This is a genomic window from Kineococcus sp. DHX-1, from assembly GCF_042473625.1.
In the GTDB taxonomy this organism is placed as follows: Bacteria; Actinomycetota; Actinomycetes; order Actinomycetales; family Kineococcaceae; genus Kineococcus.
In genome coordinates this window covers 1,667,156-1,687,068 of the sequence record NZ_CP170445.1, presented here as the reverse complement: position 1 = coordinate 1,687,068, position 19,913 = coordinate 1,667,156, and the positions used below count along the sequence as shown (strand labels likewise).

Here is a 19,913-nt window from a genome sequence, read left to right as displayed (position 1 = left end):
CGAGCTGTCCGCTCGGACGCCGAGCGTAGGTGAGGACCCGCGGGACCGACACCCGGACGAACCGGGCGACCCGACCCGGCGGTGTCGCTCGCCCGTTGTCACTCCGCGGAGTCACGAGTCGACGTAGAGTTTCGGCGAGTGCGCTCGCCCGAGCGCTCCGGCCCCGGGAGACCCGATGCGCCCGCGTGTCCCCGTCGGTGCGGCCCTGACCGCCGCGGCGCTCGTCCTCGCCGGGGCGGCCCCGGCACCGGCCGGCCCGCCCGCTCCCGTGGTGGACCGCGGGACCCGCGTCGCACGGACCCCGGTCGTGGTGGGCGCCACCGCCTCTGCCGTCGCGGCGCAGGGGCCCGGGACGCCCGCCCCGGTCGGCGACCTGCCCGGCTGGCGCCAGGTCCTCGTCGACGACTTCACGACCGACGTGCCGCTGGGCGGTTTCCCCGGGCCCGCCTACGCGGCGCGGTGGACGGGGTACGAGGGGTCGCACGACACCAGCGGGGCGGGGACGTACGCGCCGGACCGCGTCGTGTCCGTGCGCGACGGCGTCCTGGACCTGTTCCTGCGCACCGAGGCCGGGACACCGCTCGTCGCCGCGCCCGTTCCGCTGCGGGACGGGGCGTGGGGCGGGTGGACGTACGGCCGCTACTCGGTGCGGTACCGCGCCGACGCCGTCCCCGGCTACAAGACGGCCTGGCTGCTGTGGCCCGACTCCGACGACTGGACCGAGGGCGAGGTCGACTTCCCGGAGGGGGACCTCGACGGCACGGTGCACGGCTTCGTGCACCGCCCTGGTGCGCCGCAGGAGAACGCCCTCGCCGTCGACACCGGCGTCAGCGCCACCGGCTGGCACACCGCGACCGTCGAGTGGCTGCCGTCGGGGGTGCGGTTCCTGCTCGACGGCACGGTCGTCGGAGCGACCGACGTCTCCCCCGGCCGCCCGATGCACCTCGTTCTGCAGACCGAGACCTCGGGTGGAACTCCCCCGGCCGGCGCCGCCGGGCACGTGCAGGTCGACTGGGTCGCTCTGTACCGCCGGACCTGAGGGGCTCGTCAGCCGGCGTGCGGGAGGCCCGCCGGGGGCGCCGCGACGGGAGCGGGCACGGCGGGGGCCTCCGCGGGGGCCGACGGGTGGGCGTCCGGGGCGAGCCGCGGGACAGGCCCCGGCGCGGGCAGGAGGGGCCCACCGGACTGCACGGGGACGAGCGGCAGCACGTCGGCCGGGGAGACGGCCGGAGCCGCGCCAGCGGGGCGGCGCAGCAGCGCGGTGGTCCACAGCGCCAGGACGACGGCGACGAGAGCCGGGCCCCCGTCACCCCCGAGCCGGGGAGCGAGGTCCTCGACGAGCAGGACGGTGACGGCGGCCGCGGCGAGCGCGAGCACCGCCGCGGCGCGGGGGCGGTGGCCGGCCGAACGCAGGTGCCCGGCGACCGTGACGGCCGGCACCAGGGCGAGGACGGCCGCGACGGCCACGCGGGCGGGCAGCGCGTCGGTGGCGAAGGACAGCCAGGCGGCGGAGGCCGCAGCGCCGGCCAGAGCGGTTCGGGTCCGCACGGGGTTCACCCCTCCAGTAGAAGCCTCCCCACCGCCCCGGGAAGCGGTTCCGCCACCGGGTCCACCGTTCGGAGCACGGGGCGGGAGGGCTGTTCGGGGAGAGGGTGAGCCGTTGCGGGGCAACCGGTCACGAGACCCCTGCACCGCGACGGTGTCCGCCGGGGAACCACCCGGACGACAGCGGGCGCCGACCCGTCCTGCATGCCCAGGACGGGCCGGCGCCCGGATCGCGCAGCGCAGCCCGGCGGCGGGCGCCCACTCCCGGGCGCCGGTCGCTGCACTGCGGCCCGCACCAGCCGGTGCGGGAGTTCTCAGAGGTCGCCGCGTTCGCGGGCGCCCGCCAGGTCGGCCAGCAGCGCCAGCCGTGCGGGGACCACGGCCTCGGCGCGGGACCGGTCGCCGGGACGTTCCCCGGGCCAGGGCCCCACCAGGCTGACGGAGGTGTCCCCGACGGCCAGGAAGTCCTGCTCGCGCAGGGCGACCCGGGGTCCGGCCGACCGCAGCGCGACCCCCAGGACGGCGAGCTGGTCCGGCCTCGCCCGGAACGGGACCGGGTCTCCGGCGGCGGCGAACCCCACGACGAGGTCCGAGGGGACCCCCAGCACCTCCAGGCTCGTGAGGAGGAACACCTCGTCCCGGGGACGACGCGCCCCGCGCCGCCCCACGTCGGCGGGCCGGGCCAGCACCGAGGCGACGTAGGCCGTCCGCCCCGCGAACGGGCCCGTGAGGGCGAGCTCGGCGTGCGCGTGCTCGGCCAGCAGGACGTTCGGCGCGGGGAAACGCGTCGACACCTCCACGAGGTGGCCCTCGACGCGCCAGCCGTCGGTGACGTCCAGACCCCGCAGCCCGAGCAGGCGGCGGTCCCGCGCGCGGCGCGCGCCGGCCGCGGTCGTCCACGGGAGCCGGGGGCCGGACGGACCGAGACGCACGGACGACTCCTCGCGACGGGACGGACGGGCAGCCGATCCTCGCACGCGCCCCGGGCGGGCTCCGGCGCCGACGAGCCCGGCGGCGCGGTTCAGCCCGCGACCGCGGGGGCGGCGCCGGTCGGGACGTCGGTCGGGACGTCGGGCAGCACCACGACGTGCGGGAGCGACACCTCGACGACGGCTGCGCCGGCCAGCGGGCGGCGGGCCGGGACCTGCACCGGCGCCGCGGGACGAAGCCGCTCGGTGAGCAGCGCCCGCAGGACGCGGAAACCGTCGCGGAAGGTGTTGAGGTTGCTCTCGCCGTGGATGCGCTCGAACTCGTAGCTCGGCACCTCGGTGATGGTCAGGCCGGCCTTGGCGATGCGGGTGTTGATGATCGTCTCGATCTCGAAACCGTCACCCCAGTGCTTGGCGTCGACGGCGTCACCGCTCGCGTCGAGGTCGAGGGCCGGCAGGCAGTCGCGCCAGAAGGCGTTGTAGCCGTAGCAGAGGTCGGAGTACCGGGTGCCGAACAGGACGTTCGCGGCGAGGTTCAGGCCGGCGTTGCCGGCGCGGCGCAACCGGGTGATGTCGCTGCTGCCGCCGCCCGCCGCGAAGCGGGTTCCCTTGGCGAAGTGCGCACCGTCGACCAGGGCCTGGACGAACGCGGGGATCTCGCGCGGGTCGGCGGAACCGTCGGCGTCGAGCATGACGACGACGTCGCCCGTGGCGGCCGCGAAACCGCACGCCATGGCGTTGCCCTTGCCGCGCCGGTTCTGCAGGACGACCTTGACGTCCGGGCGCAGCGCGAGCGCCGTCTCGACGGTGCCGTCGACGCTGCGGCCGTCGACGAGGACGACCTCGTGGACGTCGGGCAGGAGCGCGAACACGTGCGGCAGGTTCGCAGCCTCGTTGTAGGTGGGGATGACCACGCTGACCGTCGGTGCGGCAGCGGGGGTGGGGAATGCGTTCGACATGATGCTCCCTGAGTTCCAGGGGCCCGGTTTCGCCTCTCGCTCCCCGCCGGGCCACGGCGACCAAGGACGCCCGGCGGATCTTCACGTGCCCTCACGTGCGGTCCCGTGGGCAGGACCGCTGTTCGACACCCCGATCGTAGGAGCGTCCGCACGGTGCGGACACGAACCTGACACGACCGGCGCACCGCGGCACCCGTCCGGGTCACCACGAACGCCTCACCGCCACGGTGAGTGACGGGGTGCAGCGCCCGGTGAACCACTTCCCGAGGGCCGTCCCCGAGCCGGCCGCCTCCCGCGGGTGGCGGGATCCGTTGCCGCAGCGCAGGCCTGCAGCCGGCACCCCCGTCCCGAACGGCGCAGTGCGTTCCGCCGTTCCGGTTCAGGAACCACCCCGTCGTGCACCCCCGGCCCTACCGTGAGTGAGGAGACGTTCCCCGGGTTCCACCGGCGGACGCACGACCACCAGGGAGGGGAACCCACCGTGACCGACGTCGAGAACCCCGCGGTGCTCCCCTGCGGGGACGGCGCGGTCCTCGTCACCTCCGTGGAACTCGGGCCGCACCGGGGGACGTGGGGCGGGGCCGTCGCGACGGCCGTGGAACGGGCGGTCCTGCAGCGGGGGGACACCGGTCGCTGCGCGGCCGCGTGGGTCCTCCTCTGGCAGGGCGGGCGCCCCTTCGCCACGCTGGACCTGCCGCTCCCCCCGGACCCCGCGGACGTCGCCGCCCGGCTGGAGGAGTTCCCGACGGACATCTCCCGCGGCGAGGAGGCGGAACCCCTCCCGTCGCTGCCGACGGTCACGGTCGTCGTCCCGACGGTCGTGCAGCGGGTGGCCGACCTCGACCGCTGCCTGACCGGCCTGGAGGCGCTGCACCACCCGGGTGGAGCCGCGGCCGTGGAACTGCTGCTGGTGGACAACCGGCCCGTCGTGCCCGCCGAGGACCCGTTGCCCGAACTCCTGGCGCGGCACCCGCGGGTCCGTCGCCTCCACGCCCCGCGACCGGGCATCTCCCAGGCGCGCAACGCCGGGACCGCCGCCGCGCGCGGCGACGTCGTCGCGTTCACCGACGACGACGTCCTCGTCGACCCCCGGTGGGTCCTGGCCCTCGCCACCCGGTTCGCGACGCACCCCGAGGAGGACGTCGTCACCGGGCTCGTCGTGCCGGCCGAACTCGAGACCGCGGCACAGCGGGGGTACGAGGCCCACTACGGCGGGTTCGGCGGAACGCGGCGGCTCACCCCCGCACAGGTGGTTCCCGTGCGGGGCCGACCGGGCCGGGTCCGGGAACTCGGCCCGGACGGGGACGTCCGGCGGGAGTTCCCCGTCTACGGGATCGGGGCGTTCGGCGCGGGGGCGAACATGGCGTTCCGGCGCCCGGCGCTGCGCCGGGGTTTCGACGTCCACCTCGGCACCGGGACGCCGGCCCGCGGTGGGGAGGACCTCGCCGTGCTCGTGGACCTCCTGTGGCGCGGTGGTCGCCTCGGGTACGAACCGGCCGCCGTCGTGCACCACACCCACCGGCGCGACCTCGCCGGTCTGGAGCACCAGCTGCGCGGCAACGGGGTCGGGTACACGGCGATGCTCACCGCACTCGTCCACCGGGACCCGCGGCACCTCGGGGCGCTGGCCGGCCTGGTCCCCGCGGCGGCGGTCGCCAAGCTGCGCTGGGCCCGCGACCGGGCCCGCAGCGGCCCGGCGGACGCCCGCACCAGCACCAGCACCAGCACCAGCACCAGCACTGACACCGTCGACCCGCGTCGTCTCGTGCGCCTCGAACTCCGGGGCATGCCCTGGGGTCCGCTCGCCTACTGGCGCGCCCGCGCCGCCGCCCGTCCCGTCCCGCAGGAGAACCCGTGAGCGACGCAGGCCACGTGCTGGCCCCCACCCCCTCCGCCCCGCCCGCCCGGACCGCCGGCGCCCCGACCGTGAGCGTCGTGGTGTGCGCGTACACCCTCGACCGCTGGGACGACCTCGTCGCCGGCCTCGCCGCCCTGCGCCACCAGACCCGGCCGCCGCTGGAGGTCCTCCTCGTCGTCGACCACGCCCCGGACCTGCTGGCGCGGGCCCGCACGGGTCTCGCGCCGGGGGTCACGGTGCTGGAGAACGTCTTCGAGCGCGGACTGTCCGGGGCGCGGAACAGCGGTGCGGCCGTCGCCGGCGGTGACGTCCTGCTCTTCCTCGACGACGACGCCCGGCCCGACCCCGACTGGGTCGAGGCGGGGACCGCCGCGTTCGCCGATCCCGCCGTCGTCGGGACGGGTGGCACCGCCGTCCCGGCCTGGGACGCGCCCGGACGCCCGGCCTGGTTCCCGGAGAGCTTCCTCTGGGTCGTCGGCTGCAGCTACGAGGGACTGCCCGGCGACGGCGCCCCCCTCCGCAACCCCATCGGCGCCAGCATGGGGTTCCGGCGCGCCGACTTGCTGGCTGCCGGGGGTTTCACGTCCGGCATCGGCCGGGTCGGTCGTCATCCCGTCGGCTGCGAGGAGACCGAGCTGTCGATCCGGGTGCGGCAGCGCCGCGGCGGGGCCGCACGCATCGTCCTTACGGGCGAGGCGGTGGTGCACCACCGCGTGCGGACCGACCGCGCCACCGTCGGGTACTTCCTGCGCCGCTGCTTCTGGGAGGGTTTCTCCAAGGCAGTGGTGGCCGCGGCCGTCGGGTCCGAGGACGCCCTGTCGTCGGAGCGTTCCTACGCCACGCAGGTGCTGCCCCACGCCGTCGTGCGCGGGATCCGTTCGACCGCGACGGGCGGCGGGGCGGCGGGAGTCCAGCAGGCGGCGGCCGTCGTCGTCGGGTTCGGCACGACCGCCGCGGGGTACGCGTACGGCCTGCTCGCCCGCCGGTCCCGCGTCGCCGGGACGGGGGTCCGCCGTGGCTGAGCCGACCGCTCTTCCCGTGTGGTGCACCGAGGTCGACCTCGCCCCCGGCGCCGCCCCCCTGCCCCCGGCCCCGGCGGACGCCCGGTCGGCGCGCGTGCTCGTGCGCCTCGACGGGAACCCCCTCGGGTACGTGACGGCCCCCGCCCACCCGGCTCCGGACGACGCCGCGCTCCTCGCCGGGTTGCCGGCGGGAGCCCGCGACCGCGTGCGCGCCCGCCGGGCCGGGTCGCCCGCCGTCGACGCCCTCGCCGACGTCCCGACCGCCCTGCGGGTCACCGTCGTCGTCTGCACGCGGAACCGGCCGGAGGTCCTGGCCCGCTGCCTGGAGCACCTGGGCCGGCTCGCCTACCCCGACCTCGAACTCCTCGTCGTCGACAACGCCCCCACCGACGACGCCACCCGGGACGTCGTGACCGCGGCCGCCGCCCGCGACCCGCGGGTGACGTACGCCCGCGAGGACGCTCCCGGGTTGTCCCACGCGCGCAACCGCGGCCTCGCCCTCGCCACGGGCGACGTCGTGGCCTACACCGACGACGACGTGCGCGTGGACCCGCTGTGGGTCCACGGCCTCGTGCGGGGTTTCTCCCGCCGTCCGGACGTCGCCTGCGTGAGCGGCCTGGCCGTCGCGGCCGCCCTCGACACCGAGGTCGAGGCGTACTTCGACGGGCGGGTCTCGTGGTCGACGCTGCGCGCCCCGCGCGTCTACGACCTGTCCACCGGGGCGGCCGGCGGGCCGATGTACCCGTACGCGGCGGGGCTGTTCGGGACGGGCGCGAACGTCGCGTTCCGGCGGGCGGACCTGCTGCGCCGCGGCGGGTTCGACGTCCTCCTGGGAGCCGGGACGCCGACCCGCGGTGGGGAGGACCTCGACGCCTTCGTCCAGACGCTCGTGCACGGCGGGGCGATCGCCGTGGAACCCTCCGCCGTCGTGTGGCACCACCACCGCAGCACGCAGGCCGACCTCGCGCAGCAGATGTACGGGTACGGGACGGGCCTGACCGCGTTCTACGCCAAGCTCCTCCTCGACCCCGCGACGCGGGTGGGCGTCCTGCGCGCCGTCCCCGCGGGGGTGGTGCGGCTCGTCGGCACCGTGGCCCGCATCCGCCGGCGGAACTCCTCGGTCCGGCCGACGGGTTCGGGCGGCAACCCCGCCGCCGGACTGGTGCGCCGGGAACTCACCGGGATGCTCGCCGGCCCCGCGCTGTACCTGCGCGCCCGCGCCGCCCGGAGCTGAGGCACCCGCGCCGGCCCCGGTCAGCGGGCCGGCGCAGTGGCGGCGTCGAGGGCGTCCAGCACCGGGTCCCCGGGGGCGAACTTGCGGGCCAGGAACCGGCCGCAGCCGAGCAGGTGGCCGAGGTCGTCCGCGCCGAACTCGTCGGGCCGCCCGGAGGCGGGGTCGCTGAAGCGGATCTCGTGCAGCGCGGCCCGTTCGAGGACCATGCCGGGTTCACCCGCCAGCAGCGTCGGGACGAAGGCCTCGGTCGGGATGACGGTCCGGCCGAAGAACTCCAGCAGGGCACCACCCTCGGGGGTGTCGATGCGGTCCAGCAGCGCAGCGACGGCACGGCGGGACAGCGCGAACCACGCCGAACCCCACCACAGCTCGTACCGGGCGCCGTCCGGGGCCGTCGGCGGCACCGCACGCCGGCCAACCTTCGGCGGCAGCCCCGTACCGGTGGGCATGAGGTAGAACCGCACGAACGGCTGGCTGCGCTCGACGAGCGCCGCCAGGAGTTCGGCGGCGCGCCGGACCGCCCGGGGGCTGCGGACCCCGCCCGGCCACCGCGGGAGCGTGGCGTACCGGAACGCGTAGCGACGGCGGACGTCGCGGGCCGTCACCGGGTCCGTGGTCCGGGCGACGGGTTGCACGTCGAGGACCGCCTCGGCGGGCGTCTCCTGCAGCCGGGCGCGCAGCGCGGCCGCGGTGGCCACGGGGTAGTCCTGCTCGGAGAGGGTGACGACCCAGTCGACGTCGAGTTCGGCCAGGACCCACCGCAGCACCCGGTGGCGTTCGCGCTCCAGGCTCACGTCGCCCCAGACGACAGGGGCGGTCACGAGGTGCAGGTGCCCGCCCACGGCCTGTACGACGGCGGGGTCCAGCGGGTTCTCGAAGCCGTTGTGCAGGAGCACGATCTCGGCGTCGGGGTCGTTGCGGCGCAGGGTCTGCAGCAACCGCCCCAGCTGGTCGCCGGAGCGGTAGGACGAGACGAGGTAGGCCAGTCGCACGTCCCGGTCCTTGTTCGAGTCCCTGTCCGTGTCCGCGTACGTCACGACAGGGCCAGGGAGAACCGGACGAGCGTCGCGACAGCGGCCCCGACCGCGCACGCGACGGTGGCGACGAGCAGCGCGCGCCGGGCCCCGACGGGCAGGACGGCGCCGCCCGGTCCCCCGGACGCGCGCTCCGCGACCGGGCGGGACGTGGCGTCGAGCGCGAGCGCACCGACGCCCGTGGCCGCCAGGAGCAGCAACCCCAGCCAGGAACTCAGGGCGCGCGCGGTCCCGCGCGGGAACCACGCGGCGAGCGAGCCGTCGAGGATCGGTTCGACGAGGTGGTGCACGGTGCCTCCGGGGGTTCCGCGGAACGGGGACGGGAAGGAGCGGACGGGTCGACGAGGGAGACCGTGACCGTCAGGCGTTCCGCTGGAGCAGGAGTGCGTCGTCCCAGCGGCCCACCACGTGGTACCCCGCGGTGGCGACGAGCCGGTCGCCGAACTGCCACAACCACCCCGGGTCCCGGCCCTGCTGGAGTTCGCCGACGGCCTCCTGCTCGGAGCTCAGCAGGACGAACGCGGGCGGGTCGTCACCGAAGCAGGTGGTGAACCCGTCGGACAGGCAGGCGTCGACGTCGAGGAAGCGTTCCCGGGGCGAGGCGATCGGGAAGCGCGGGGCCAACCCGGTGCCCTCGAGCGTCGTGGCGACCGCGTCCTGCGGCCCGGCCAGGGCGAAGTAGCGTTCGGAGGCGGCGACCAGTCCCGGCGCCGTCCGTTCGAACGCGGTGTTGAGACCGCGCGTGCCGACGAGCAGCAGGCCGGCGACGACGGCGAGGGCCACCGCCCCCGCCACGACCGGCAGCCCGGGCAGGGCGGCCTCGAGCGCGGGCGGCAGCAGGTGGTGGCGGTGCCGGCCCCGGCGGCGGGCGCCCCGTCCCGTCCGCAGGGCCGTCCCGGCCTCCCCCGCCGCGACCCGGCGCAGGGCCAGGACGGCCAGCGGGGCCAGGAGCGGGGAGGCGAAGAGGAAGCTCCGGATGACGACCTCGCCGCCGTAGCTCTGCACGGCCGACAACCCGAACGGTGCGGCGGCCAGCCCCGCGAGCAGCAGGACGCCGGGACGGCGCCGGAGGTGGAACAGGCCGGCGACGGCGAGGAGGAAGAGCAGCCCGGACCAGGCCATCCGCACGTACTGGGCCCGCTGGTAGGTCGGGTCGCCGGTGAGCCGGTCCGCGACGCCGGCGCCGAGGGAGGACCCCACCTGCCCGACGTCACCGAGGACCATCGGCAGGTGCCCGCGCCAGAAGTCCGTGGCGCCGTAGCTGAACCACCCCGCGAACAGGACCGCCGCCACGAGCCACAGCGACCGGAACCGGGCGCGTCCGGTCACGGTGAAGACCCCCAGGGTCAGCAGCAGGGTCAGCGGCGTCAGCTGGTGGGCGGCGACGATGCCCGCGACCACGACGACGAGGGCCACGAGGAGGGCCCGCAGGGAGCCCGGTCCGGTGCCGGCCGGTGGCGCCGGCACCCGCCGCAGCGCGACCCGGACGCGGTGGCGCCACGGTCCGCCGGTGGTCGTGGTCCCCTCCGGGCGCTCGAGGCCGCTGAGCCACAGGCAGGTCGCCAGCACCGCCAGGTGGCAGGTGAACGCGGCGGCCTGCGGCGAGAAGTAGTCCTGCTGGTACCAGTTCGTCAGCATGCCCAGCAGGACGGCCGCCCACGCCCAGCGCAGGGACCCCGTGACGAGCCGGCCGACGACGAGGAGCGCGGGGAGGTTCACCAGCGCCGAGAACAGCGGGGCCAGGACGAGGAACGTCCGGGCGTCGGGAACCCCCGCCAGGGCCACGAGCTGGGCCCCGGCCCCCCAGAACGCGGGCCAGCTGAACCGGGCGTCGACCCCCGTGGGAACGCTGCCGGTCGCCGAGACGTGCTCGATGAAGCCGACGTGCACCCACGCGGTCGGGACGCTGCCGTAGCCGTCGGCGACCGCCACCGTGCTGAACCCGACGAGCGCGACCAGGACGGTGACGCCGACCAGGACGAGGTGGTCGGGGGCCGGGCGCCGCAGCGCGAGCACGGCGACGACGGCGACGAGGACGAGGGCGCCCACCAGCTGCCAGCCGAGGTGCGGCAGCACGCCGAGGGAGCCGACGCTGTCCAGCGGGAGGACGCGCGTGCCCCACCACCACAGCCCGCCGGCGACGAGGAGCAGGGCCAGCGACACCGCGCGGAGCCGTTCCACCGCACGACGGGTGGCGCGCCGCGCGGGCAGGCCGAGGGCGCGGAGCCGGACGTGCGCGGAGCGGCTGCGGCGCAGCACGAGAGCGCTGGCCGCGAACGCGACGACGGAACCGGACCACGACGAGCCGACGGGGTGCCAGAACCCCGTCGTCAGCGCCACCGTCCCCTGCAGCAGGATCCAGGCGAGGCTGAGGGCGACCGCGAGCGCCGCCGTGACGAGGACGCCCGGCAGCCGCAGCGCGAGGGCGAGGGGAACCCCCGGGACGAGCGTGACGAAGAGGACGGCGGCCAGGGCCTGGCCGGGCAGGTGCCCGCCGAGGGCGGCCGTCAGGGGCACGGCCACGGCCAGCACGAGGGAGAGCAGCCACGGCAGCCGCAGTGCGTGCAGCACCCGCAGGGCGCGCACGTCCGGCCGGTCGTCGGTCCGCGAGTCCGGTCGCTCGCCGGCCGTGAGTGCGGGCCGCGCCGTCGAGGACGCCCGGCGCAGGCGGGAGCTCACCGGTCCCGGTCCCGCACCCGGGCGGTCGCCGGGGTGGGTCCGTCGGAACACCGGGGACGCGGTCGGGCCGGCGGCCACCGCCACACCCGTCGCCGTCCGCAGACGTCCGTCCACGACTCCCCCGTTCCCCGCGCCGGTGGGCCCGGTCCCGGACCCACCGTCGATCGTCACCCTGCGCAGCGACCGGGGACAGGTCCGCCCGGACGGGCATGGGCCGTCCGGGGACGCCGGGCCGGAATCCGACCCGGCGGGGTGCACCCGTCCGGGGCGGCCGCCGGTCCCGCGCCTCAGACGGCCCGGCGGGCGCGGCGCAGCAGGACGAGGCACCACGGGAGGCAGGCCAGCGCCAGCGCGAACCGCACGGTGTTCGTCACCGGGTCCTGCGGCAGCAGGACGGTGGCCCCCGCCACCGCGCTCACGAGGAGGATCTCGGCGTGGAGCCGGTGCGCCGCCCGCGGGAACGCGCCGAGCCCCCGGGCGCACCACCGCTGCGCGGCGCTCTGCCCGCAGAACGCGACGAGCGTCGCCACCGCCGCACCGAGCGCGCCCCAGACGGGGACGAGCAGCAGGTTGAGGCCGATGTTCGCCGCCGCCACGACCACCGAGACCGCGGCGAGCGGGCGGGTGCGGCGTTCGATCACGAGCATGCGCCCCGTCGCGCTCCCGGCGGCGCCGGCGTACGCGCTCAGGACGACGACGTACACGACGACGAGGAGCCCGGTGGGTTCGAAGGTCGCGGGCGCGATGACGCGCAGGACGACGGGGGCGCCGAGGACGATGCCCAGCACGACCGGGGACAGCAGCCGGTAGATGGTGTCGCGGGTCGCCCCGATGAGTTCCCAGCGCAGGGCGCGGTCGGCGACCGCCGCGAACCGGGGCGTCCAGGTCGCGCTCGTGAGTCCGATGACCTGCGTCGCCACGTACCCGACGGTGTAGGCGATCTGGTACCGGCCGACCTCGGCCGGACCCGACAGGCGCTGCAGGACGATGCGGTCGCCGGCGTTGAGGACGAAACCCGACAGCGAGTTCAGGACCAGCGGCAGGCCGAAGGCGACGGCCGGGGCCAGGGCCGGCCAGGACAGTGCGCCCCGCAGCCGGGGCCGGGTGAGGCACAGGCCCAGCACGGCCCCCAGCGCGTCGGCGACGAGGAGGCCGGTCACGTAGCGGGTCACGCCGGTGGGCCCGGCCGCGGCCACGTGCGCCAGGACGAGGGCGACGCCGAGGACCTGCCCGCCGAAGGCCGAGACGAGGGTCACGACGGCGTACGGGCGCAGCCGGTCGGCCGCGAGCAGGAGCCCGAGCGCCACGAACACCCCGGCGGTCGGCACCGTCCACAGCACGGTGAGCAGGAGCACCGGCCGGTCGGTGAACCCGAACGCGGGGGCCCACCAGGGCGCCGTCGACCACACCAGCCCCGTGGCGGCGGTCGCGACCAGCAGCGCCGCCGTCGCCAGCCCCCGGGCTGCGCGGTCGTCGCCGTCCTGGGCGTACCGCAGGACCACGGCGTGGTCGAGGCCGAGGAGCACGACGGCCATCAGCAGCTGGTGCAGGGCGATGGCCAGGGCGAGGGTCCCGAGCGCGGCGGGGTCACCGAGCACGTGGGCCAGGACGGGCGAGGCCAGAGCGCTCGAGACGAGCTGGACGCCCGCGACGACGACGTACAGCATCCCGCGGCCGAAGAGCGTCGACCCGCTCGCCTGGGCCTGGGCCTCGTCCTGGCGGGCCGTCGGGGTCTGCTCCGGGGGGACCTCGTCGCTCAGGCGGGCGGGGCTGGCGGCGCTCACTCGGTGGTCTCCTGCCGGGGTCCTGGACGGGGGGACGGGAGCGGGCGCGGGACGCGGGTCAGGTCCACGGGTGGCTCTCGATCCGCACGCTCTCGACCTCGACGAGGGCCTCGGCCGTGGGCAGGCCCCCGGGCTCGTCGGCCGTGCTCCCGGTCTCCGTCTGCAGCACGAAGTGCATCGAGGTGTCGGGCACGCCCGTCGTCGAGGTGCCGACGAGGGTCCCGTCGAGGAGGAACCGCACCCGGCCGGGGCTCCACTCGACGACGGCGGTGTGCCAGTCGTCGAAGGTGGCGTCGGTGCCGAACTCCTCCTTGCCGCCCGCCGCGTCGGCGTGGTGCAGGAAGGCCCCGATCGTGTGCTGCAGGTCGGCGTCGGGGAAGTCGATCTCGCCGTCGGCGGGCCAGCGTTCGCTGTCCGGCCACAGGAGGAACGCGAGCTTCCAGCCGGGGACGGGGTCCGCGCGCAACCGCACGGTGTACCGCCCGTACCGCTGGCCGTAGTGCGGCAGGCGCGGGACGACCGCGGCGGAGGCGGGTTCGGAGTCCACCTGCTGCAGGCGGAACCGCAACCTGCCGTCCTGCACGGACAGCACCTGGTCCGGCCGGTAGACCCCGCGCTTGGACGTGTCCCGCCACCCCGTGGGGTAGACGTCGAACCGGTCGCCGTAGACGCGGCGGAACTCGCCCTCGGCCGCGTCGGCGGCGAACTGCTCGTCGAACTGCACGGGCCCTCCCGGGGTTTCCTGGTCCGAGCACGCGGTGGTCGAGAGCACGGGGACGACGACGACCGCGGTCCCGAGGGTCGCCAGGAACTGCCGGCGGGTCCGACGCGTCCCGCTCACCGCCGGTCCCCCCTCCGTCGCCGCCCCGGGCCGTTCGCGGTCCCGGGGCCCGTCCATCGTGCGCGGCACGGGCCGCACGCCGGAACCGGGGGCGACGTCCGTGCGACCGTTCGGGGGACCGGGACGACCCGCCCGGCGCAACCGGTCGCGCCGGCCCCGAGCGAAGCCGTCAGGTGCGTTCCCAGGCGGCCACCCAGTCCACGAGGACGTGCGCCTGCGAACCCGCCGGCGGGACGGTCTTGCCGGTGATCGTCTGCAGGACGAGGTGCAGGGGGCGCGTCGGGACCGTCGCCGAGGTGCCCGTGCGCCGACCGTCGAGGAAGAACGTGACGCCCTGCGGCGTCCACTCCACGGTGGCGACGTGCCACTGGTCCCACGTGGCCGGGGTGAACACCGACAGCGCGTTCGCCGCCGGGTTCGCGAGGTCGTGGTTGTGCGCGTCGACGGTGGTCGCCGTCGTCATGCCCTCGGCGAAGTCGATCTCGCCGTCGTGCCAGTCGTCGGCGTCGGACCACAGCAGGAACGCTGCACCCCAGCCGGTTCCCGGATCGGCGCGGAACCGGACGGAGTAGCGGCCGTAGGTGCGTCCACCCCACGTGCCGTCGCCGTCCACGAGCGCGACGACGCCGGCACCGAGCGCCGTGCCGTCCTCGGTGCGCGTGTGCAGGTCCAGGACGCCGTCGTGGACGGAGGCGACGTCGCGCGTGCGGTACTGGAAGCTCCCGGAGGAGTCGGCGAAGCCGTCGTACCCGGCCCAGTGCGCGGAGTACGCCGGCCCCGGGAACCGCCCGGGGGCCACGTCGGTGTCGAAACCTTCGGCCAGGACCTGGCGCCAGCCGGGCAGGTCGCCCAGCGGGAGCGTGCCCGTCGCGCCCCCCGGGTCGGCCGGCGTGGTCGGTGCGGAGGGGGTCGCGGGGTCCGCCGGGGAACTGGTTCCGGAGCCGACCGGAGCCGCCTGCGCGGAACCTCCCGCGGAGTTCCCCGTGGCCCCGTCCGTGGCCCCGTCCGAGGCGGCCGGCGCGGTCGTGGCGGTGACCGCCGGTGATCCCGCCGCGACGACGAGTTCGCCGGAACTCCCCACGACGGACCAGACGCCGTCGGTGCGCACGCAGGCGGTGAACGAGTAGGTGCCCGCGGGCAGCTTCCCGGTCGCGGTGAGCGCCACGGGGTCCGGACCGACCTCGGCGCGACGGGTGAGCGGGAAGTCGACGCGTGCCCCGGAGGCGTCGGTGAAGCACACCCCGGCGTACTCGGCCGTCGTCGCGACGTCGGCGGAGACGGTGGCCTGCGCCGAGACGTCCAGCCCGCCCGCGACGACGAGGGCCGAACCGCGGTACGCGGCGTCGGCGCGGACCGACTGGCACCAGACGGCGACCAGGACGGCGGCAGCGAGGACGGCGGCGAGGACGACGCGCGCCCTGGCGCCGACCCGGACCCGGCGTCCGCCGTCCGCGGTGCGCCGCAGCAGGTCGTCGGCGGCGGCGCGGTGCGCCGTGGCGGTCCGCGCGGTCACGGGGTCCACACCTGGAACTCCGCCAGACCGACGTTGCGCGTCGACGCGCTCACCCCCGTCACCTCGAACCGCACAGAACGCGTCGACACCGCCGGGAACGACACCGTCGTCCCCGCCACCGACACCGCACCCACCGGAACCACCGACCCGTCCGAGAACACCAGACGACCCGACACCACCTCGTCGTCCCCGTTCGGCCGGTCGAACAACACCACCCGGTCCACCGTCACCACAGCACCCCACGACAACGCCACCCACGACCCCGCACCACCACCCACCGTCGCCCACTCCCGAGCGTGGTCCCCCGGGTAACCGTCCACCACACCGTCGACCACCTTCGCCGCCGTCTGCCCCGTCGAGACGTCCTCGCTCGACGCCGACACCACCGCCGACCGCGCCACGTCCACCGACCCCACCGGCAACGACCCCGTCGGGCTTGCCGTGGGGTTCGTCGTCGAGCTCGTCGTCGGGCTCGCCGTCGCGGTGGGAGTCGTGGTCGGGTTCACCGTGGGGTCCGACGTGGGAGTCGCCGTCGGCGTCATCGTGGGGGTCGCCGTCGGAGTCGCCGTCGGGGTCATCGTGGGAGTCGCGGTCCCCGTCCCGGTGGGTGTGGCGCCCACGGCCGACCACACCTGGAACTCCGCCAGACCGACGTTGCGCGTCGACGCACTCACCCCCGTCACCTCGAACCGCACAGAACGCGTCGACACCGCCGGGAACGACACCGTCGTCCCCGCCACCGACACCGCACCCACCGGAACCACCGACCCGTCCGAGAACACCAGACGACCCGACACCACCTCGTCGTCCCCGTTCGGCCGGTCGAACAACACCACCCGGTCCACCGTCACCACAGCACCCCACGACAACGCCACCCACGACCCCGCACCACCACCCACCGTCGCCCACTCCCGAGCGTGGTCCCCCGGGTAACCGTCCACCACACCGTCGACCACCTTCGCCGCCGTCTGCCCCGTCGAGACGTCCTCGCTCGACGCCGACACCACCGCCGACCGCGCCACGTCCACCGACCCCACCGGACCGGCCGTCGTGGTGGGAGTGGACGTGGGAGTGGACGTGGGGGTGGACGTCGGGCTCGCCGTGGGGGTGCTGGTGGGGGCGGGTTCGGCGGCCGCGACGGTGTGCTGACGTTCCATCCAGACGGCCTCGGGCCGACCGGGCGCCGAGCACGCGGCCTGCGTGGGGCACTCCTTCCAGTCCCACCGGGCGTACTGCAGGTAGGCGTCCCACTTCTCGCTCAGGTCCGTCCCGGAGACGGTGGCCGGCAGAGCGGCACCGGTGTACCCGAGGTACCCCACGAGACGGGAGCCGGGAGCGGACCGCTGCTGGGCGAGGCGGGTCAGGTACCCGACGGAGTGGTGGTCGCTGTGGTCGCCGTCGCCGTAGGCCCCGGCGAAGTCGAGGGTGCGCACGACGGTGGCGCCCTGGGAGGTGATGACGGCGCCGAGCGTGGCGACGAGGCCGTCGCGGCTGTAGCGCTGGGTCCCGTCGATCGTCTGCAGCGTCGCGAGGTCGCCCTGCCAGAGCTTCTGCAGGCTCTGGTACCCGTACGTCGGGAAACCCTGGCCCTGCAGGTTCCCGTCGGGCAGCTGCAGGAACACCAGCGACACCCGCGGCGCGGCGTCGAGGGTGGCGACCTCGGCGGTCCGGCCGGCGAAGGTCTGCGTCGTGGTCGTCCACCGGTTCGCGACGCCGGCCATCCGGGCGTAGGCGCTCTGGACCCCGGTCCGGCGGGACTGCCAGTACCAGGTGCTCCCGGCCTCACCGCCGTCCCCGGCCGTCACGTACGCCGTCCGCACGCACTGCCCGGCGCGGACCGAGTGCAGGACGTCGGGGTTCTGGAAGAACAGGTCGTCGTCGGGGTGGGCGTCCACCGTGACGACAGCCCCTGCGGGGCAGGCGGTCGCGGCACCGGCCGCGGTGGCGGGCGCCGCGGTCGACCCCAGCAGGGCCAGGCCGGCGCCGGCGCCGAGCACGACGCCCAGGACGGCACGCGCGCCCGCGGACCACCGGCGGGGGGCGGCGCGGCGGGCGGTCGGGAGCGGTCGGCTCGGACGCACGGTGTTCTCCTCCTGCGGTCGCACGGGACCCACGACCCCGTCGTCGCACCGTAGGTCGGTGGGGGACGGCGCACGACGCTCCGTCACGCGGTTCATCCGAACGCCGGGCCGACCCTGCCCGGTCGGAGCAGCGCGGTGACGGCGAGACGTGCGCGGCCGTCCGACGCGGAACTCCCGCACGGGACCGGCGCCTTGATCCGAACGGGTGCCCGCAGGCCTCCGGTGCGGTCGGGCGCCTCGCGCGGACCGCACGATGGTGGGGTGCGCATCGTCACCCAGAGCAGTGCCCTGCACCCCCTGGGCGGCGTCGAACTCTGCACGCTGCAGTGGACCCAGGGCCTGAGTTCCCGCGGCCACGCCCTCGCCGTCGCCCACGGGGCGGACGGGTCGCAACGCGCGGAGTTCACCGCGGCCGGAGCCGAACTGCACGGACCGGCGCACTTCCCGTTCGACCCCCGGACGGCTCCGCGCGACCTGTGGCGCATGGCGCCCTCGGTCCGGTGGGCCGCCGCGGAGGAACCCGACGTCGTGTGGCTGCAGCGCTTCGAGCACAGCGTCTGGGGTCACGCCGTCGCGGCCGCCGCCCGGCGCCCGCTCGTGGTGCACCTGCACCAGGCGCCGGAGTCGCGCCACGTCCGGCTGCTCGGCCGCGGCGTGTCCACGTTCCTCGCGACGTCGGACCACATGCACCGGCGGTGGACCGCGGCGGGGCTGCCGCCGGAGCGGGTCCGCACGGTGCGCAACGCCGTGCCCGAGGACGAGTACCCCGTCGGGAGCGACGCCGACCGTCGTGCCGCGCGGGCCGCGCTCGGCCTGCCGGCGCACGCGTTCACCGCACTGCACTACGGCCGGCTGTGGCGACCCAAGGGCACGGGGGTGGCGCTGGAGGCGTGGCGGCGGCTGGGACTCGGCGCGGAGGGGCACCTGCTGCTCGTCGGGCAGGTCGACGACGCCGAGGTGGCGGCCGAGGTCGAGCGGGGGCAGCAGGAGGGCTGGTGCACCTGGTTGCCGAGCCGGACGGACGTCGTGACGCTGCTGCACGCCTGCGACGTCGTGCTGTTCCCCACGCTGCTGCCGGAGGCGTTCGGCCGCGTCGCCCTCGAGGCGCTGCTCACGGCCCGGCCCGTGCTGGCGTCGTCGGTCGGCGCCGTCCCCGAGGTGCTCACGGGCCCCCTGGCCGGTCAGCTCCTGCCCCCGGGGGACGTGGACGCGCTCGTCGACGCGCTGCGCACGACCGCCACCTCCGCCGCGCCGGCGCGGCTCGCGGAGGAGGCCGCCGGCTGGGCCCGCCAGGAGTTCTCCTACGCACGGCACCTCGACGACCTCGAGGACGCGCTGCGGGGCGCGGCCTCGGCCGGACGCGGCCGCGTCCCGGCCCCGGGGACGGGGGTGCGGCCCGGGCGCGGGGTGAGGGTTCCCGTCTGAGCTCCGCGACGAGCGCGCGGTCGGTCAGGCCGCGAGCAGCGGCCGCCACCAGTCCGCGCGCTCGCGGTACCAGCGGACGGTGTCGGCCAGGCCGGTGGCGAAGTCGTGGACCGGGACGTAGCCGAGCTCGTCGCGGATCTTGCGGCAGTCCACCGAGTACCGCAGGTCGTGACCCTTGCGGTCCGGGACGTGCCGCACGCGGCTCCAGTCGGCGCCGAGCGCGTCGAGGACGCGCGCGGTGAGTTCGGCGTTCGTCAGCTCGGTGCCGCCGCCGATGTTGTAGACCTCCCCCGGCCGTCCCGAGCGGACGACGAGGTCGATGCCGCGGCAGTGGTCGTCGACGTGCAGCCAGTCCCGCACGTTCGCACCGTCCCCGTACAGCGGGACCGACCCGCCCTGCAGCAGGTTCGTGACGAACAGCGGCACGACCTTCTCCGGGTACTGGTAGGGGCCGTAGTTGTTCGAGCAGCGCGTCGTGCAGACCGGGACCCCGTGGGTCCGGCCGTAGGCGCGCACGAGCAGGTCCGCGGACGCCTTGGAGGCCGAGTACGGGGAGTTCGGCTCCAGCGGGCTGTCCTCGGTCCAGGACCCCTGCGGGATCGAGCCGTACACCTCGTCGGTCGAGACGTGCACGAACTTCGCCACCCCGTGCCGGGCGGCGGCCTCGAGGAGGACCTGCGTCCCCGCGACGTTGGTGCGCACGAAGTCCGAACCGCCGGCGATGGACCGGTCGACGTGGGTCTCGGCCGCGAAGTGCACGACGACGTCGGCCGCGGCGACCAGCGGGTCGACGACGGAGGCGTCGGCGACGTCCCCGCGCACGACCCGCAACCGGGGGTCGGCGGCGACGGGGTCCAGGTTCGCGGGGTTGCCGGCGTAGGTGAACTTGTCGAGGACCACCAGCTCGGTGACTTCGGCGACGTCCCGGGAATCCTGCGCGCGCGACAGCGCGGACCGCACGTAGTGGCTCCCGATGAACCCGGCCCCACCCGTCACGAGCACCTTCATG

The 19,913-nt window shown here is 76.1% G+C and carries 16 protein-coding genes; 5 read left to right on the top strand and 11 right to left on the bottom strand.

What is annotated here, in order from left to right; all coding sequences use genetic code 11:
- The first annotated feature begins 175 nt into the window (after window positions 1–175).
- Window positions 176–1,039, top strand: a complete 864-nt coding sequence (locus ACFEMC_RS08075; RefSeq protein WP_380175276.1) for a glycoside hydrolase family 16 protein — start codon at window positions 176–178, stop codon at window positions 1,037–1,039.
- A gap of 8 nt (window positions 1,040–1,047) precedes the next feature.
- Here the strand turns inward: ACFEMC_RS08075 and ACFEMC_RS08070 are convergent, their stop codons facing one another.
- From ACFEMC_RS08070 to ACFEMC_RS08060, 3 genes are all read right to left on the bottom strand, one after another.
- On the bottom strand, window positions 1,048–1,548 hold the full coding sequence (locus ACFEMC_RS08070; protein ID WP_380175274.1) for a hypothetical protein: 501 nt from the start codon (window positions 1,546–1,548) through the stop codon (window positions 1,048–1,050).
- A gap of 311 nt (window positions 1,549–1,859) precedes the next feature.
- Complete coding sequence (locus tag ACFEMC_RS08065) at window positions 1,860–2,477, bottom strand: hypothetical protein (protein ID WP_380175272.1); 618 nt, start codon at window positions 2,475–2,477, stop codon at window positions 1,860–1,862.
- An 89-nt stretch (window positions 2,478–2,566) separates the two neighbouring features.
- Window positions 2,567–3,433 (bottom strand): glycosyltransferase family 2 protein, encoded by an 867-nt coding sequence (locus ACFEMC_RS08060; protein WP_380175270.1) that lies wholly within the window; start codon window positions 3,431–3,433, stop codon window positions 2,567–2,569.
- A 481-nt stretch (window positions 3,434–3,914) separates the two neighbouring features.
- On the opposite strand from ACFEMC_RS08060, the gene ACFEMC_RS08055 reads away from it, so the two are divergent.
- From ACFEMC_RS08055 to ACFEMC_RS08045, 3 genes are read left to right on the top strand one after another with little or no spacing between them, the layout of a single operon-like run.
- The gene (locus ACFEMC_RS08055; protein ID WP_380175268.1) at window positions 3,915–5,291 is read left to right on the top strand and encodes a glycosyltransferase; all 1,377 of its coding nucleotides are present in this window, start codon (window positions 3,915–3,917) and stop codon (window positions 5,289–5,291) included.
- Complete coding sequence (locus ACFEMC_RS08050) at window positions 5,288–6,313, top strand: glycosyltransferase family 2 protein (protein WP_380175266.1); 1,026 nt, start codon at window positions 5,288–5,290, stop codon at window positions 6,311–6,313. The genes ACFEMC_RS08055 and ACFEMC_RS08050 overlap by 4 nt, the downstream gene beginning before the upstream one ends.
- Window positions 6,306–7,547 carry a glycosyltransferase gene (locus ACFEMC_RS08045; RefSeq protein ID WP_380175264.1) on the top strand — a complete coding sequence of 414 codons (1,242 nt, stop codon included), beginning with the start codon at window positions 6,306–6,308 and terminating at the stop codon, window positions 7,545–7,547. Before ACFEMC_RS08050 ends, ACFEMC_RS08045 begins: the two co-directional genes overlap by 8 nt.
- A 20-nt stretch (window positions 7,548–7,567) precedes the next feature.
- Here the strand turns inward: ACFEMC_RS08045 and ACFEMC_RS08040 are convergent, their stop codons facing one another.
- From ACFEMC_RS08040 to ACFEMC_RS08010, 7 genes are all read right to left on the bottom strand, one after another.
- Complete coding sequence (locus tag ACFEMC_RS08040; protein WP_380175262.1) at window positions 7,568–8,539, bottom strand: hypothetical protein; 972 nt, start codon at window positions 8,537–8,539, stop codon at window positions 7,568–7,570.
- 41 nt (window positions 8,540–8,580) lie between these two features.
- Window positions 8,581–8,871 carry a hypothetical protein gene (locus ACFEMC_RS08035; protein WP_380175260.1) on the bottom strand — a complete coding sequence of 97 codons (291 nt, stop codon included), beginning with the start codon at window positions 8,869–8,871 and terminating at the stop codon, window positions 8,581–8,583.
- A gap of 70 nt (window positions 8,872–8,941) precedes the next feature.
- The gene (locus tag ACFEMC_RS08030) at window positions 8,942–11,260 is read right to left on the bottom strand and encodes a serine/threonine protein kinase (RefSeq protein WP_380175259.1); all 2,319 of its coding nucleotides are present in this window, start codon (window positions 11,258–11,260) and stop codon (window positions 8,942–8,944) included.
- A 287-nt stretch (window positions 11,261–11,547) separates the two neighbouring features.
- Window positions 11,548–13,044, bottom strand: a complete 1,497-nt coding sequence (locus ACFEMC_RS08025) for an oligosaccharide flippase family protein (RefSeq protein WP_380175257.1) — start codon at window positions 13,042–13,044, stop codon at window positions 11,548–11,550.
- Between the two features lie 58 nt (window positions 13,045–13,102).
- Window positions 13,103–13,885 carry a glycoside hydrolase family 16 protein gene (locus ACFEMC_RS08020; protein WP_380175256.1) on the bottom strand — a complete coding sequence of 261 codons (783 nt, stop codon included), beginning with the start codon at window positions 13,883–13,885 and terminating at the stop codon, window positions 13,103–13,105.
- Between the two features lie 169 nt (window positions 13,886–14,054).
- Window positions 14,055–15,398, bottom strand: a complete 1,344-nt coding sequence (locus ACFEMC_RS08015) for a family 16 glycosylhydrolase (RefSeq protein WP_380175254.1) — start codon at window positions 15,396–15,398, stop codon at window positions 14,055–14,057.
- Window positions 15,395–17,479, bottom strand: coding sequence for a PIG-L family deacetylase (locus ACFEMC_RS08010; RefSeq protein WP_380175252.1), 2,085 nt, complete (start codon window positions 17,477–17,479; stop codon window positions 15,395–15,397). The genes ACFEMC_RS08015 and ACFEMC_RS08010 overlap by 4 nt, the downstream gene beginning before the upstream one ends.
- A 261-nt stretch (window positions 17,480–17,740) precedes the next feature.
- Between ACFEMC_RS08010 and ACFEMC_RS08005 the strand changes: the two genes are divergently transcribed.
- Window positions 17,741–18,904 carry a glycosyltransferase family 4 protein gene (locus tag ACFEMC_RS08005; RefSeq protein ID WP_380175249.1) on the top strand — a complete coding sequence of 388 codons (1,164 nt, stop codon included), beginning with the start codon at window positions 17,741–17,743 and terminating at the stop codon, window positions 18,902–18,904.
- A gap of 24 nt (window positions 18,905–18,928) precedes the next feature.
- Here ACFEMC_RS08005 and rfbB read toward each other — a convergent pair whose 3' ends face one another.
- Complete coding sequence (rfbB, locus tag ACFEMC_RS08000) at window positions 18,929–19,912, bottom strand: dTDP-glucose 4,6-dehydratase (RefSeq protein ID WP_380175247.1); 984 nt, start codon at window positions 19,910–19,912, stop codon at window positions 18,929–18,931.
- Window position 19,913 lies beyond the last annotated feature (1 nt).

Coding starts and splice junctions, on each gene's coding strand:
- ACFEMC_RS08075 (WP_380175276.1), top strand. CDS start 176: ATGCGCCCGCGTGTCCCCGTCGGTGCGGCCCTGACCGCCGCGGCGCTC.
- ACFEMC_RS08060 (WP_380175270.1), bottom strand. CDS start 3,433: ATGTCGAACGCATTCCCCACCCCCGCTGCCGCACCGACGGTCAGCGTG.
- rfbB (WP_380175247.1), bottom strand. CDS start 19,912: ATGAAGGTGCTCGTGACGGGTGGGGCCGGGTTCATCGGGAGCCACTAC.